9 protein-coding genes are annotated in these 14,925 nt (G+C 71.8%); 3 read left to right on the top strand and 6 right to left on the bottom strand.

What is annotated here, in order from left to right; translation table 11 throughout:
* Positions 1 to 43: 43 nt before the first annotated feature.
* From ACIQWR_RS02950 to gmd, 3 genes are all read right to left on the bottom strand, one after another.
* Positions 44 to 718 carry a hypothetical protein gene (locus ACIQWR_RS02950; protein ID WP_404004660.1) on the bottom strand — a complete coding sequence of 225 codons (675 nt, stop codon included), beginning with the start codon at positions 716 to 718 and terminating at the stop codon, positions 44 to 46.
* 97 nt (positions 719 to 815) lie between these two features.
* On the bottom strand, positions 816 to 3,599 hold the full coding sequence (locus ACIQWR_RS02945; protein ID WP_404004658.1) for a DNRLRE domain-containing protein: 2,784 nt from the start codon (positions 3,597 to 3,599) through the stop codon (positions 816 to 818).
* A gap of 250 nt (positions 3,600 to 3,849) precedes the next feature.
* A complete protein-coding gene (gmd, locus tag ACIQWR_RS02940) occupies positions 3,850 to 4,863 on the bottom strand; it encodes a GDP-mannose 4,6-dehydratase (RefSeq protein ID WP_404004655.1) in 1,014 nt (337 codons plus the stop codon).
* Between the two features lie 353 nt (positions 4,864 to 5,216).
* On the opposite strand from gmd, the gene ACIQWR_RS02935 reads away from it, so the two are divergent.
* Complete coding sequence (locus ACIQWR_RS02935; protein ID WP_399262856.1) at positions 5,217 to 6,170, top strand: GDP-L-fucose synthase family protein; 954 nt, start codon at positions 5,217 to 5,219, stop codon at positions 6,168 to 6,170.
* Positions 6,171 to 6,185: 15 nt separating this feature from the next.
* On the opposite strand, the gene ACIQWR_RS02930 is transcribed toward ACIQWR_RS02935, so the two are convergent.
* Complete coding sequence (locus tag ACIQWR_RS02930) at positions 6,186 to 7,661, bottom strand: sugar transferase (protein WP_404004653.1); 1,476 nt, start codon at positions 7,659 to 7,661, stop codon at positions 6,186 to 6,188.
* Positions 7,662 to 8,042: 381 nt separating this feature from the next.
* Here ACIQWR_RS02930 and ACIQWR_RS02925 point away from each other — a divergent pair, with 381 nt between their 5' ends.
* Positions 8,043 to 10,310: a M4 family metallopeptidase gene (locus ACIQWR_RS02925; protein WP_404004651.1), complete on the top strand. Its 2,268-nt coding sequence runs from the start codon at positions 8,043 to 8,045 to the stop codon at positions 10,308 to 10,310.
* Between the two features lie 258 nt (positions 10,311 to 10,568).
* Entirely contained in the window at positions 10,569 to 12,080 is a 1,512-nt protein-coding gene (locus tag ACIQWR_RS02920) for a nitronate monooxygenase (protein ID WP_404004649.1), read from the top strand.
* A 70-nt stretch (positions 12,081 to 12,150) separates the two neighbouring features.
* Here the strand turns inward: ACIQWR_RS02920 and ACIQWR_RS02915 are convergent, their stop codons facing one another.
* Positions 12,151 to 13,140, bottom strand: a complete 990-nt coding sequence (locus ACIQWR_RS02915; RefSeq protein WP_404004647.1) for a hypothetical protein — start codon at positions 13,138 to 13,140, stop codon at positions 12,151 to 12,153.
* A 150-nt stretch (positions 13,141 to 13,290) separates the two neighbouring features.
* Positions 13,291 to 14,847, bottom strand: coding sequence for an MFS transporter (locus ACIQWR_RS02910; RefSeq protein WP_404004645.1), 1,557 nt, complete (start codon positions 14,845 to 14,847; stop codon positions 13,291 to 13,293).
* Positions 14,848 to 14,925 lie beyond the last annotated feature (78 nt).

The following is a 14,925-nucleotide window of genomic DNA, read 5'->3' as shown; positions in this document are numbered from 1 at the left end:
ACGCCGGGCGGGCTGAATTCAGCCCCGCCGGAGACACAGGCCCCTACGCGGGGATCCAGGCGTAGCAGCCCGTCGAGGTGAATTCCGAGGTGCCGGCCGGGACCTCGGCAAGGATCTTGGCACCCGCGGGGAGCGCCATCGGGCTGGAGGCCAGGACGGACCCGTCCTTGCCCTTCGCCTGCCAGGTGCACGTGGTGCTCTGGGTCAGCGCCCGGTACGAACCCGCCGCCAGGTCCGTACGCGTGCCGTCGGGGAAGCCCTTCTGTGCGGCGGTGAGCACCGGCTGCTGGTCGGGGCACAGGGCCGGGATCGCGTCCTTCGCCGTGGGGATCTCCCCCGCGATGATGGAGCCGACCGCCGCGTCCTTGTCGTGCTTCGCGGTGCGCTGCACCCGCTGGCACGCCTCCTGCCCGGTCTGGAGCACCGCGGCCGGGTCCATCTTCGCCGGCACGCGCCCGCTCAGGTACTTCTTCTCCTGGGCCGTGAAGCTGCCCGTCGCCGGGGTGAGCTTCGCGTCCGGCAGCACCGGCCCGGTCGGCTTCGCCGCGGGCGGCGCGGTGGCCGTGGACTGCGCGTCCGCCGGGTCCGGGACCCCGGAGGAGGCCGGGGGCTTCGGCTTGGCCGTTCCCGCGGCCTCGGGCTTGGCGTCCGAACCGCAGGCGGTCAGCGTCAGGGCGGCGGCCAGCAGGACCGCGGCCGCTGCGGAGCGTCGGTACATCAGGGGGCTCCCGTGGTACTGGGTGGTGCGGGCTGTGGATACGGGTACGGGGCCCGGCGGTGTGCCGGGCCCCGTACCCCTTGTCATCCGGCCGGGGCTACTTCGGGCCGAAGGTGAGCACGAGCTGCGGAACGGCGTCCGCGGCGGTCGACTCGCTGGACCAGATCCAGAGCGGGTCGGTGCCCGTGCTGGTCAGGGCCATGCTGTAGCTGCCGCCCAGCACCGCGGTGACCGCGGTGGTGTCCAGCTCGACGTTCTGGATGGCGGAGCCGTCCGGGACGCCGGCGAGGGAGCCGAGCGGGGTGGCGCCCAGGGCGGGCTTGGTGTTGAAGGTGGTGTCCGTGCCGTTCCAGGTTCCGGTGATCGGGACGACGTTGATGGTGTCGGTCGTCCCGGCGTTCGCCTGGGTGCTGGTCTTGACCTGGAGCGACGCGGCCTTCAGGACCTGACCGGCAGGAGCGGCCGGGAGGTTGAAGCGCAGGTACGTCTCGTAGGCCGAGGTGCCGCGCACCGCGAGCGACGACGAGGTGCCGTACGCGGTGCTCGGGGCGCCCTGGTTGATGTAGGTGTCCTCGTTCGCGGAGACCTTGGACACGGTGTCGGTCGGCGCCTTCGCCAGGTCGAAGTGGTTCTTGACCTGGGTCTGGGTGAGGACGCTCGGGTAGACGGCCGTCTCGTCGATCTGGCCCGCGAAGAAGTTGCTCGTCGGGCGGGACGGCCAGTTGGCGAGGTTGTCGCCGCCGACGTGCCAGTAGCCGGTGTAGGGCGTGAAGTTGGTGACGTTCAGCGTGCCCTTGTTCTGGCCGTCGACGTAGAGCGCCATGCCGCCGGGACCCTGGGTCGCGACCACGTGGTGCCACTTGTTGTCGTTGTACGTGTCGAACAGACCGGTGGAGATGGTGCGCGACGAGCCGTTGTACGTGCCGAACATCAGGCGACCGGTGTTGGTCATGTAGATCTGCTTGTCGTTCGACGAGCTGGCGCGGTCGGTGTTGTTGCCGAAGCCGACCAGCTTGCCGCCGCGCGTGGTGTTGGTCTTGAACCACGTCTCGATCGAGTACGAGCTGCCCACCGTCTGGCGGTGGTCGCTGTACACCTGCTGGCTGGTGCCGTTGAAGCCCATGGCCGTGCTGGTGCCGGAGACCGCGCCGGGGCTCTGGCGCAGGGCCGGGGCGTTCAGCTGGATGCCGCTGGTGTTGCCGCCGACGGAGGAGTCGGCGACGTACGGGCTGACGGTGTCGTCGAAGCGCCAGTACAGGTTGGCGCCGTCCGCGCGGACCTGGTTCGGGTAGGTCTGGACCGAGGTCGGGACCGTGACGGAGACGTTCGCCGACAGGGCGCTGGTGTTGCCCGCCGCGTCGCTCGCGGTCACCCGGTAGGTGTAGGACTGGCCGGGCTTGACCGTGGTGTCGACCCAGGAGGCCTGCGGGCGCTCCCACTCGACGGAGTCCGCGACCACCGAGGCGATCGGGTTCGCCGAGCCGTTGCGGTAGATGCGGTAGGTCAGCTTGCTGTCGTCCTGGTCGTAGCTGGTGCGCCAGCGGACCTGGGCCTCGCCGGGCTTGACGCTCGCGGCGCTGGCGACCGGGGTGGTCGGGGCGCCGACGTCACCGGTGGAGGCGAAACGGGTCAGGCCCTGCTGCGGGTTGCCGTTGATGAGGGTGAACTCACCGCCGACCCAGAGGTACTTGACGTCGCTCTTCTCCGCCACGGCCATGACGCGCGGGCCGATGCCCTCGCCGATGCCGTCGTTGGCGGTGGGGTGCCAGCCGAGCTTGCGCGGGCTGGCGACGAAGCCGCCCTCGGGCGCGGGCGCGGCGCCGGTGTAGTTCGTGGGCTGGGCCAGCAGGAAGTTGCGCTTCCCGTCGGGCCACTCGTTCACCAGCGAGCAGTCGTGCGCGTGCGAGGAGCTGTAGAGGACTCCGTCGTAGGGCAGGACGGACTGGGTGGCGCCGAGGCAGCGGTCGCGCCACTTCTCGTTGAAGTCGCTGAGGTTGAGGCCGATGCGGCCGTCGAAGACGCCGCCGCCCGAGCCCTCGTTGCCGGTGTAGAAGCCGCCGTTGTCGTCGGTGGCGATCGTCTTGACGACGGAGTTGCTCGGGATGTTGCTGTACGTCTTGGTGAGGGCGCCGGTGGTCGCGTTCACCACGGCCAGCGCGTGCGTGCTCTTGCCGTTGATGTCGAAGAAGTCACCGCCCAGGATGACGTTCTTGCCGTCCGGGGTGACCGCGATGGCGCGGCCCGGCTCGTCGGCGTCGGCGACGAAGGGCTTGAGGGCACCGGAGGTCGCGTCGACCGCGGCGAACCGCCCGCGGGTCTGGCCCTCGACGGTGTTGAAGTCGCCGCCCACGTACAGGGTGTCGTCGGTGACGGCGAGCGCGCGCACGGTGGCGGGGAAGCTGGGGTGGAACGAGGCCTTCGGCGCGCAGGTGGCGATGTCGATCGCGGCGAGGCTGGCGACCGGGGTGCCGTTCACGGCGCCGAAGTAGCCGCCCGCGTACAGGGTCTTGCCGTCCTTGGAGACGGTGAGGGCGCGCACGGTGGCGGTGCCGTCGCCCACGGTGAAGCTGAGCTTGCAGGCGGTCGGGTTGCCCGTCGCGGCGTCGAGCGCGACGAAGTTGACCGCTTCCTGCTCGGAACCGCTGCCGGCGTTGTCCGGCGGACGGACCGTCGAGAAGGTGCCACCGGCGAAGACGGTCCCGCTCGTCTGCGCCATCGCGAAGACGACGCCGTTCGGCTGCCAGGTCGGCAGGTCGTCGGCGGTGAAGGCCACGGGCGGTGTGATGGCGGAGGCCTGGGGCATGAGCACCAGACCCAATCCGGCGCCGGCACCGACCAGTGACAGGGCGAGGGCAGCAGTCAGCCCTCTGGATCTACGCATGAGCCCCCCAGGGCAATAGCCCGGTTTCAATTGGCTGAAACTATCCGAACAGCCATATGTACTGGCGCAGACTAGGGCTCACTGGACGGCCTGGTCACCTCACTTGACCCATTGCATACCAACTTGGAATCAACGGGGATCAGGAAGGAGGGTGCGGTGCGGACATACGGCGGAAAAGGCCCGGTCACGCCCTGGAAGACGCGACCGGGACACGGCAAACCTTAAGCGAGGCGCACGGTGTTACGGCACCTCAGCGGTCGATGCGGACGGTGGCCCCGGCCAGTTGGTCCTCGACCTGGCGCACGTCGGCGTCCACCATGATCTGGGCCAGTTCCTGCACCAGGACCGTCGGCTTCCAGCCGAGCAGCGCGTGGGCCTTGCTCGCGTCGCCGATGAGGGCGTCGACCTCGCTCGGGCGCTCGTACTTGGCGTCGTAGCGCACGTGCTCGTTCCAGTCGAGGCCCACGTGGGTGAAGGAGGCCTCGACGAACTCGCGGACGGTGGCGGCGACGCCGGTCGCCACGACGTAGTCGGTCGCCTCGTCCTGCTGGAGCATCCGCCACATCGCGTCGACGTACTCGGGCGCGTAGCCCCAGTCGCGCACGGCGTCCAGGTTGCCCAGGTAGAGGTGTTCCTGGAGGCCGGCCTTGATCCGGGCCACCGCGCGGGTGATCTTGCGGGTCACGAAGGTCTCGCCGCGGCGCGGGGACTCGTGGTTGAAGAGGATGCCGTTCACCGCGAACATGCCGTACGCCTCGCGGTAGTTCACCGTGGTCCAGTAGGCGAAGACCTTGGCGGCGCCGTACGGGCTGCGCGGGTGGAAGGGGGTGCCCTCGTTCTGCGGCGGCGGAGTGGCGCCGAACATCTCCGAGGAGGAGGCCTGGTAGATCCGGGTGTCCACACCGCTGGCCCGGATGGCCTCCAGCAGGCGCAGCGCGCCGAGGCCGGTCACGTCGCCGGTGTAGAGCGGGGCGTCGAAGGAGACGCGGACGTGGGACTGCGCGCCGAGGTTGTAGACCTCGTCGGGCCGTATGTCGCGCAGCAGGTTCACGAGGGCGACGCCGTCCGAGAGGTCGGCGTGGTGCAGGACGAAGGACCGGTTGGCGGTCTGCGGGTCCTGGTAGACGTGGTCGATGCGCTCGGTGTTGAAGCTGGACGACCGCCGCACGAGGCCGTGCACCGTGTAGCCCTTGGAGAGCAGGAGCTCGGCGAGGTACGAGCCGTCCTGTCCGGTGACGCCGGTGATCAGTGCGGTCTTGCCCATGTGGTTCCCCTGGTGGTCGTTGCGGTTCGGTACGGGTGGGCGCGGCCCACCCCACTGCGGCGGGGCGGCGCCCCGGAGTTCGGCCCGGACGGTCGGGTCCCGGGCGCGGCGGCGGGAGTACCCGCGGGACTGCGGGCCCGGGTCCGACCGCGGATCCGGCGGCGGCTCCGGGTCCGGCAGGAGCCGCTGGGGAACTGGATGCGTACCGTACACGGCACATCCGGAGCCCCTTGATCCGGATCGCCCCCACGGCGGCCGGGGCGCACGACGGCTCCCGCACCCCGGGCGTGCGATCCGGCCGCTGCGGGCACCTGGGCCGCGGCGCGCTCCCGCGGGCTGGCATCATCGCCGGTATGACAAGCTCGCTGCCGCTCCTGCCCCCGCACGCCCGCGTCTTCGTCGCCGGTCACCGCGGCCTCGTCGGCTCCGCGGTCGCCCGACGGCTGACCGCCGACGGCCACGACGTGCTCACCCGGGGCCGTGCGGACCTCGACCTGCGGGACGCCGCCGCGACCGCCGCGTACCTGAAGGACGTCCGCCCGGACGCCGTCGTCCTGGCGGCCGCCAAGGTCGGCGGGATCATGGCCAACAGCACCTACCCGGTGCAGTTCCTGGAGGACAACCTCAAGATCCAGCTCAGCGTGATCGCCGGCGCGCACGACGCGGGAGTGGGCCGGCTGCTGTTCCTCGGCTCCTCCTGCATCTACCCGAAGCTCGCGCCGCAGCCGATCAGCGAGGACGCCCTGCTGACCGGCCCGCTGGAGCCGACCAACGAGGCGTACGCGCTGGCCAAGATCGCGGGCATCGTCCAGGTGCAGTCGTACCGCAAGCAGTACGGGGCCTCGTACGTCTCGGCCATGCCGACGAACCTCTACGGCCCGGGCGACAACTTCGACCTGGAGTCCTCGCACGTCCTGCCCGCCCTGATCCGGCGCTTCCACGAGGCGGCCGCGGCAGGCAGGGACGAGGTCGCGCTCTGGGGTTCGGGCACTCCCCGCCGGGAGTTCCTGCACGTCGACGACCTCGCGGCGGCCTGCGTGGTGCTGCTGGAGTCCTACGACGGGGACGAGCCGGTCAACATCGGCTGCGGCGAGGACCTCACCATCAAGGAACTGGCCGAGACGGTCGCCGAGGTGACCGGCTTCCGTGGCCGGCTCGCCTGGGACACGTCCAAGCCCGACGGGACCCCCCGCAAGCTGCTGGACGTGAGCCGGCTGACGTCGCTGGGCTGGAAGCCCGGCATCGGACTGCGCGAGGGCATCACGTCCACCTACCGGTGGTGGCTGGACTCCCAGGTCGGGAACTGAACGCATCGACTGACCTCAGTACGCTCCGCGACCGTCGACGACGGCGCGGAACGTACGGGCCACGACGTCGACGTCGCTGGTGAAGGACCAGTTGTCGACGTACTGAAGATCTAGCTGAATCGTTTCGTCCCACGACAGGTCGGAGCGTCCGCTGATCTGCCACAGCCCGGTCATCCCGGGACGCACGGTGAGCCGGCGCAGTGCGACCTCGTCGTACCGCGCCACCTCGTCCGGCAGCGGCGGGCGCGGGCCGACCAACGACATGTCCCCCGTCAGCACGTTCAGGAGCTGGGGGAGTTCGTCGAGCGAGGTCCGGCGCAGCAGCCGGCCGACCCGGGTCACCCGGGGGTCGCGGCGCATCTTGAACATCAGGCCGTCGTTCTCGTTGGAGCCGGAGAGCTCCGCCTTCTTCGCGTCGGCGTCGACCACCATCGTGCGGAACTTCCACATCACGAAGGGGGCGCCGTCGCGGCCGATCCGGCGCTGGCTGTAGAAGGCCGGGCCGCGGGAGCCGAAACGTATCGCCAGGGCGACCCCGAGGAAGAGCGGGGACAGCACCAGCAGCCCGAGCGCGGCCCCGACCCGGTCCAGTACGGACTTCAGTACGGGCTGGACGCCCCGGCTGACCGGCGGCGCGATCCGCAGCACGGTGAGCCCGCCGGCGGTCAGCGTCTCCAGCCGCTTGACGGATACCTCCACCAGACCGGGGAAGACGGCCAGTTCGAGGCCCGCGTCGTGCAGGGTCCAGGCGATCCGGCGCAGCCGCTCCCCCGCCATCCGGGCGCCGGGCGCCACGAGCACCAGGTCCGCGTGGTGGCTGGCGACCGCTTCCAGCACGGCCCCGGCGTCGCCGCCGGGCAGGGCGGGCATGTCCGCCGCGAGTCGGGCCGCGACCGGGAGGCCGCTGCCGAGCGCGCCCTGGCCGACCGGCACGACGCCGACGACCACGTACGGGTGGTCGGTGCGCGCGGCGAGGTGGGCGATGACGTCCTCGGCCGTGTCGGGCTCGCCGATGACGAGCACCCGGCTGACCGCCTGGGCCTCGCGGCGGGCGCCGGAGAGGTGCCGGTAGGTGAGCTTGTGGCAGGCGACCGTGATGAGGAGGGCGGGCAACAGCGCGCCGAGCGCGGCCATCCGAGGGGTGCTCTCGTCCGTCACCACGCGGGCCACGGCCAGGACACCGATGAGAATCAGCCAGTCGTGCACGACGGGCAGAACGCCGCGCGATTCTCCCAGCAGTCGGGAGGCATAACGGCGGCGCAAGGCCTGCACGGTGACCCAGGCGAAGGCCGCGCCGAGCGCGCAGTAGAAGGGTCGGGCCTGTTCGGCGGCCTCGAAGACCAGGCCGACGGGCACGGCCGCGCCGACGAGGTCGGCGGTCAGGGCCGCGGGCAGGTACCAACGGGCTTTGTCACCGAGGCGTCGCGCGGGCGCAGCTGTCCCCTGAGCCGTTCCGGCCACTCTTTGCGCAGGAAAATGGACATGCCTCATGGGCCCCCCTGGCACGTGGACTATGACGATGGCGTATGCCCGTGGCTTCCCCTGGCCCCGAACATGCGTCGCACCGGGAAACACTACGACAAACACCCGTACGGTAAGTGCCGTTTACGTGAACGAGCCGTCTCGTTGCCCGTTCGTTAGCGGCCGGTACGACCGGTTCCATATGTACGGCCCCTCCAACACGCACACGTTGGTGAACAGTTCGTATAGCGGACTCGTCTCTTCGGACAACGAACCGTTTCTGGCCAACCTTTTGACGCGCCCCTGACATCCCACTCGGTTGATGGCACTCTTCGATCCGTTCTGCGCACCAGCCTGTTCTGCCCGGAGGCCCACCCAGCTTCCGGAACCCCCTTGCAGAAGGAGTCTGCGTTGAGTCCCACCCCCCACCGGCGTGCCACCGCGGCCGGCGCTCTCGTTGCCGCTGCTGCACTGCTGGCCGTAGGCATCCAGACCGGCACCGCTTCCGCCGACGCCACCGCGTCGCAGGCCCGCACCGCCGCTCAGCCCAACCCGGGCGCGGCCGCTTACAACCTGTCGGCTTCGGAGCGTGCGACGCTCCTGTCAGAGGCCAACTCGACCACCGCGCAGGCTGCCAAGGCCCTCGGCCTCGGCGACCAGGAGAAGTTGATCGTCCGCGACGTCGTCAAGGACGTGGACGGCACCACCCACACCACCTACGAGCGCACCTTCGGCGGCCTGCCGGTGCTCGGCGGTGACCTGACCGTCCACGCCAAGGGCGGCGTCACCAAGAGCGTCACCAAGGCCACCAACGCCGAGATCAAGGTCGACACCACCGCCGCGGTGACCCCGTCCGCGGCCGAGGGCACGGCGTTCTCCGCCGCGTCCGCGGCGGGCGGCAAGGACGTCAAGGCCGCCAAGGGCGCGAAGAAGGTCGTCTGGGCGGCCGAAGGCGCCCCGGTCCTCGCCTACGAGACCGTGGTCGGCGGCGTCCAGCGCGACGGCACCCCGAGCGAGCTGCACGTGGTCACCAACGCCAAGACCGGCGCCAAGATCACCGAGTGGCAGAAGATCGAGTCCGGCGTCGGCAACACCATGTACAGCGGCCAGGTCACCCTGGGCACCACGCAGTCGGGCAGCAACTACACGCTGAACGACGCGGGCCGCGGCAACCACAAGACGTACGACCTCAACGGTGGTTCGTCGGGCACCGGCACCCTCTTCACCAACACCACCGACACCTGGGGCAACGGCGCGGCCTCCAACCGCGCGACCGCCGGTGCGGACGCGGCCTACGGCGCTCAGCTGACGTGGGACTACTACAAGAACGTGCACGGCCGCAACGGCCTGCGCAACGACGGCGTGGCCCCGTACAGCCGGGTCCACTACGGCAACGCGTACGTGAACGCGTTCTGGGACGACTCCTGCTTCTGCATGACGTACGGCGACGGTACGGGCAACACGCACCCGCTCACCTCGATCGACGTCGCGGCGCACGAGATGACCCACGGCCTCACCTCGGTCACCGGCAACATGACCTACAGCGGTGAGCCCGGCGGCCTGAACGAGGCGACCTCCGACATCATGGCGGCGGCCGTCGAGTTCAACGCCAACAACGCCAACGACGTCGGCGACTACCTCGTCGGCGAGAAGATCGACATCAACGGCGACGGCACCCCGCTGCGCTACATGGACAAGCCGAGCAAGGACGGCGGGTCCAAGGACGCGTGGTACTCCGGCATCGGAAGCATCGACGTGCACTACTCGTCGGGCCCGGCCAACCACGTCTTCTACCTGATGTCCGAGGGCTCCGGCGCCAAGGTCATCAACGGGGTCAGCTACAACTCCCCGACCTCGGACAACCTCCCGGTCACCGCGATAGGCCGCGACGCCGCCGCGAAGATCTGGTTCCGCGCCCTGACGGTCGGCTACTTCAAGTCGAACACCAACTACGCGGCCGCCCGTACGGCGACCCTGCAGGCGGCGGCCGACCTGTACGGCGCCAGCTCGGCCACCTACAACAACGTGGCCAACGCCTGGGCCGGTATCGCCGTCGGAGCCCGCCCGCCGGCGAGCGGAGTCTCCGTCACCGCGGTCCCCAACCAGACCACCCAGATCAACACCGCGGTGAGCCTGCAGGTCCAGGCCACCAGCACCAACCCGGGCGCGCTGAGCTACGCGGCGACCGGCCTCCCGGCCGGCCTGTCGATCAACGCCTCGACCGGTCTGATCTCGGGCACGCCGACCACCGCCGGCACGTCCAACGTGACCGTCACGGTGACCGACTCCGCCTCGAAGACGGGTACGACGTCCTTCACCTGGACCGTCGGCACCTCGCAGCAGAACGTCTTCGAGAACACGACCGACTACACGATCAACGACAACTCGACGGTCGAGTCGCCGATCACCGTGTCCCGCTCGGGCAACGCGCCGAGCACCCTCAAGGTCGACGTGAACATCGTCCACACCTACGTCGGTGACCTCAAGGTCGACCTGGTCGCCCCCGACGGCAGCGTGTACAACCTGCGCAACCGCACCGGCGGCAGCGCGGACAACATCGTCCAGCAGTTCACCGTGAACGCCTCCTCCGAGGTCGCCAACGGTGTCTGGAAGCTCCGGGTCGCGGACCTCGCGAGCCAGGACGTCGGCTACATCAACAGCTGGAAGCTCACCTTCTGATCCCCTCGGGGGCAGTGAGCACCAACTGATCCGACACGGGGCCGCCCGGGAGGAAACCTCCCGGACGGCCCTGTCCCATGTCCGGCGCCACGACCGCCGGGGCCACGGCCGAAGGGCCGCTCTGCTACGGGACCTGCTCCCCGCAGGTGCGGGACCTTCGGCGCCGGACAGGCGTGCCGGGCCGGTTCACACTGAACGGGAGCGAACCTACGGAACCGTAGGTTCAGGACACCCGCACCGGCACGGACGGACGCACACATGCCCGCGACAGCACAGCAGCCCCTCGCCGACACCCCCGCGCGCACCGGGTCCGACGACCACCCGTGGCTGATCCAGGGCGGCATGGGCGTCGGGGTCTCCGGCTGGCGGCTCGCCCGCGCGGTGGCGCTCACCGGTCAGCTGGGCGTCGTGTCCGGCACGGCCCTCGACGTGGTCCTGGCCCGCGTCCTGCAGACCGGCGACCCCGGCGGCCACGCGCGCCGCGCGCTCGCCGCCTTCCCGCTGGCCGAGCTCGCCCAGACCGTGCTCGACTGCTACTTCCGCGAGGAGGGGGACGTCGCGGACGGCGCCCCGATGCGCACCACCCCGCGGTTGCGCGCCACCGGCGGCAGCCAGGCCGAAGTCCTCACCGTGCTCGGGAACTTCGTCGAGGTGTGGCTCGCCAAGGAGGGCCACGACGGTCCCGTCGGCATCAACTACCTGGAGAAGATCCAGCTGGCGACCGCGCCCGCGATGTTCGGGGCGATCCTGGCGGGGGCCGACTACGTCTGCGTGGGCGCCGGGGTCCCCGGGCACATCCCCGCGCTCGCGACCCGCCTCGCCCGCTACGAGCCCGTCGTCTCCCGGATCCACGTCGAGGGCGACGAGGAACCGCTGGACCAGCTCTTCGACCCGCAGGCGCTGCTCGCCGGGCACCTGCCGGGGCCGCTGCGCCGCCCGCGGGTGATCGCCATCGTGTCGCTGCCGGTGCTGGCCACCTACCTCGCCCGGGACGCGGCCACCCGGCCCGACGGGTTCGTCATCGAGACCAGTTCGGCCGGCGGCCACAGCGCCCCGCCGCGCGGTCCGATGACCCTGGACGCGGCCGGCGAGCCGGTCTACGGCCCGCGCGACCATCCCGACCTCGCCAAGATGGCCGCGCTCGGGCTGCCGTTCTGGCTGGCCGGCGGCCAGGCCTCGCCGCGGGCGCTGGCGGACGCGCGGGCCCAGGGCGCGGCCGGGGTGCAGATCGGCAGCGCCTTCGCCCTGTGCGAGGAGTCCGGCATGGCCCGCCACCTGCGCGAGGAGGTGCTGGAGCGGGCCCGCGCCGGGACGCTGGTGGTCCGCAACGACCCGGACGCCTCGCCGACCGCCTTCCCCTTCAAGGTGGCGGAGTTGCCGGGCACGGTCTCCGAGCCGGAGGTCGCCGCCGCCCGGCGCCGGGTCTGCGACCTGGGCTTCCTGCGCACGCCGGTGCGCGGTCCGCGCGGGCTGGTGTACCGGTGCGCCGCGGAGCCGGTGGCCGCGTACGTCCGCAAGGGCGGCGAGGCGGCCGCCGCCGAGGGCAAGCAGTGCCTGTGCAACGGGCTGCTGGCCACGATCGGGCTGGCCCAGCGCCGCCCGGGCGGTCGGGTCGAACCGCCGCTGGTGACGATCGGCAAGGACCTCTCGTTCCTGCCGGAGGTCTCCCCGGACGCCTCCCCCTACACGGCGGCGGACGTGGTGGCGTGGCTGGCGGGCGGCCTGGCGGCCGGGGCGGCGCGGCCCGTGGCGCAGGCGCGGCCGGCGTAGCCGCGCAGCCGGAAAGGGCCCGGCCCCCCGGTCGCTGCCGGGGGGCCGGGCCCTTCACGTGGCGCCTGGGTCAGCCGGCGTGACCCATGAAGCCGTCCTCGAAGAAGCCGAGGCCGTCGTCGTGGATGAGCGAGTCGTCGGACTCGTCGTCCGCCTTGGCCGCGATCCGGTCACCGCGGTAGCTCTGCGGGGACTGCTGGGCGCGCCGGCCCTCGTCCTCACGAGGCCCCTGCGCCTGATCCGGGCCCTGCGCCTGGTCCGGGCCCTGCTCCCGCTCCGGGGCCTGGTTCTGGTCCGGGCCCTGCGCCTCGTCCGGGGCCTGGTTCTCCTCGGGCTGCTGAGCCTGGTCGGGGCGCTGGTTCTGGTCCGGACCCTGGTTCTCGTCCGGGCCCATCGCCTCGTCCGGGCCCTGGTTCTCGTCCGGGCGCTGGTTCTCGTCCGGACCCATCGCCTCGTCCGGGCGCTGGTTCTCGTCCGGGCGCTGGGCCTGGTCCGGGCCCTGCTCCTGGTCCGGGCGCTGGGCCTGGTCCGGGGAGGCCTGGTCCGGGGTCACCGGCTCCGGGCCGTCGTCGTCCATGCGGCTCTGCTCGTCGCGGCCGCCCTGCTCGTGCCGGCCCTCGCCGTCACGGCGCTGGTGGTGACGGTCGTCATCGTCGTCGTCCCAGCGCCCGTGGCCGCCGCCGTGGTGGTGGTCGTCATCGTCGTCGTCGGACGGCTTGAAGAGGACCGAGCGGACCTCCAGACCGCCCGTCGAGTCCCACGGGTTGAGGGTCCGCACCGCCCGCCCGCCACAGCTGCGGTCCTCGAACACCAGCGCCAGGGACCGCGTGTCGTTCTCGACGCGGGTGGCGGGCTGGTCCCAGCTGGTGCCGGTCAGCCGGTAGCAGGTGTCGTTCTCCGGGGGGTGGATCTCCCTCCATCCGTCGTCCTCGATCCGGTAGCGCAGCTCACCGAGCGAGCGGTGGTGCCCGTCGTCGTTGGCGAGCGCTTGGCCCGCCGCCGGAAGGACGAGGGCCAGCGCGCCGACGAACGTGGCCGCGGCGGTGGTGCGAAGACGCATGGGGAGTCCGTTTCTCGGGTTCCTCGGATACCGGGTCCGGTGGGCATCCGCCGGCAGCGTAGGAGCGGACGGGGTTGCCGAAACGGTTCGCCATGCGCAGCGCGTTCGAAGGTTCACTCGGGCGGGGCCGGGCCGTTGGCCCGGACGCGCTCAGGGTCGTACGGGCGTACGGTCCCCGGCCGACTGGGCGACCACCGGTCCGGCGGCCGCCGGGGCACCGGCCGGGGCCGGGGTCCGTGCGGCGCTCCGCACCAGGGCGAAGACCAGCGCCGCCCCGACCAGGCCCATCGCCCCCGACACCAGGAACGTCTCCCGCAGCCCGCTGGCGAAGGCCGCGTCCACCAGGTGGTCCAGCGTCTGCCGGGCCTCCCCCGCCGGGGCCGCGCCGAGCAGCTGCCCGGCTCCGCCCGAGGCCAGCGCGTCGGCCATCGGGCGCGCCCCCTGAGCGTCGCCCAGCCCGTCGACCAGGCCGGCGTGGAAGACCGCGCCGAGGACCGCGATGCCCAGGGCCGTGCCCAGCTGGCGCGCGGTGTTCAGCGCGCCGCCCGCCATGCCCGCCCGGGCCGGGGCCACCGCGCCCATCGCGGCCGCGGCCAGCGCCGGGGTCGCCATGCCCACGCCCACACCGGTCACCGCGAGCCCCGGCACCAGCGCGGCCCAGCCGTCACCGGCGTCCAGCATCAGGGCCTGGAGCAGCGCCCCCACGCCGATCAGCAGCAGCCCGCCGCCGATGGTGAGCCGCGGCGGGAGCCCGTGCAGCAGCCGCCCGGCCACCGCGGCGACCAGGAACGCGGCCAGGCTGAGCGGCACCAGCACCAGGCCGGCGCCGACGGGACTCATGCCCTCGGCGGTCTGGAGCCACAGCGAGGTGTACATGAGGCAGGAGAAGGCCGCGCCGGAGAGCAGCAGTCCGGCGGCCATGACCGCGACGAAGACCGGGCTGCGGAAGAGCGAGAGGTCCAGCATCGGGTGGGCGGCGCGCAGTTCGACCACGACGAAGCCGACGAAGGAGAGGACGGCGAGGGCGAAGAGGCCGAGGGTGGTGGCGGAGGTCCAGCCGTTCTCGCCGACCCGGATCAGGGCGTAGGTGACGGCGGCGGCGCCGACGGTGAAGGTGGCCATGCCGGGCAGGTCGATGCCCTTGGCGTGCGGGTTGCGGGACTCGGCGACGGCCTTGAGGGTGACGAGGACGGCGAGGGCGCAGACCGGCAGGTTGATGAAGAAGATCCAGCGCCAGCCGAAGTGTTCGGTGAGCAGGCCGCCGATGATCGGCCCGGCCGCGGCGGCGGCCCCGTTGACCGCGCCCCACACGCCGAAGGCGATCCCGCGGTCGCGGCCCTGGTAGGCGGCGCTGAGCAGGGCCATGGTGGTGGCGAACATGGCGGCGCCGCCGATGCCCTGCACGGCGCGGAAGGCGATCAGGGTGCTCGGGCCGTCGGCGAGGCCGCAGGCGAGCGAGGCCGCGGCGAAGACGGCGAGGCCACCGAGGTAGACCCGGCGGCGGCCGATCCGGTCGGCGAGCGAGCCCGCGCCGAGGAGCAGGGCGGCGAGGGCGAGCGCGTAGACGTCCATCACCCACTGGAGCCCGGCGAATCCGCTGTGCATGTCGGTGGCCATGTCGGGGAGGGCGACGGTCACGATCGTGACGTCGACCAGCAGCATGAACGCGCCGAGGCAGACCGCGGTCAACGGCAGCCACTTACGCATGGGGACTCTCCTTGGGCAGTTCTGGGGTTCCGGGGGCGGCGATGCCAGGATCCCGGCGGCCGGGGGCTGGCTCCCGGT

The organism is Streptomyces sp. NPDC098789, assembly GCF_044759975.1.
Classification (GTDB): domain Bacteria; phylum Actinomycetota; class Actinomycetes; order Streptomycetales; family Streptomycetaceae; genus Streptomyces.
Note: the sequence above shows the minus strand (reverse complement) of the source record. Positions and strands in the feature narration are given on the sequence as shown.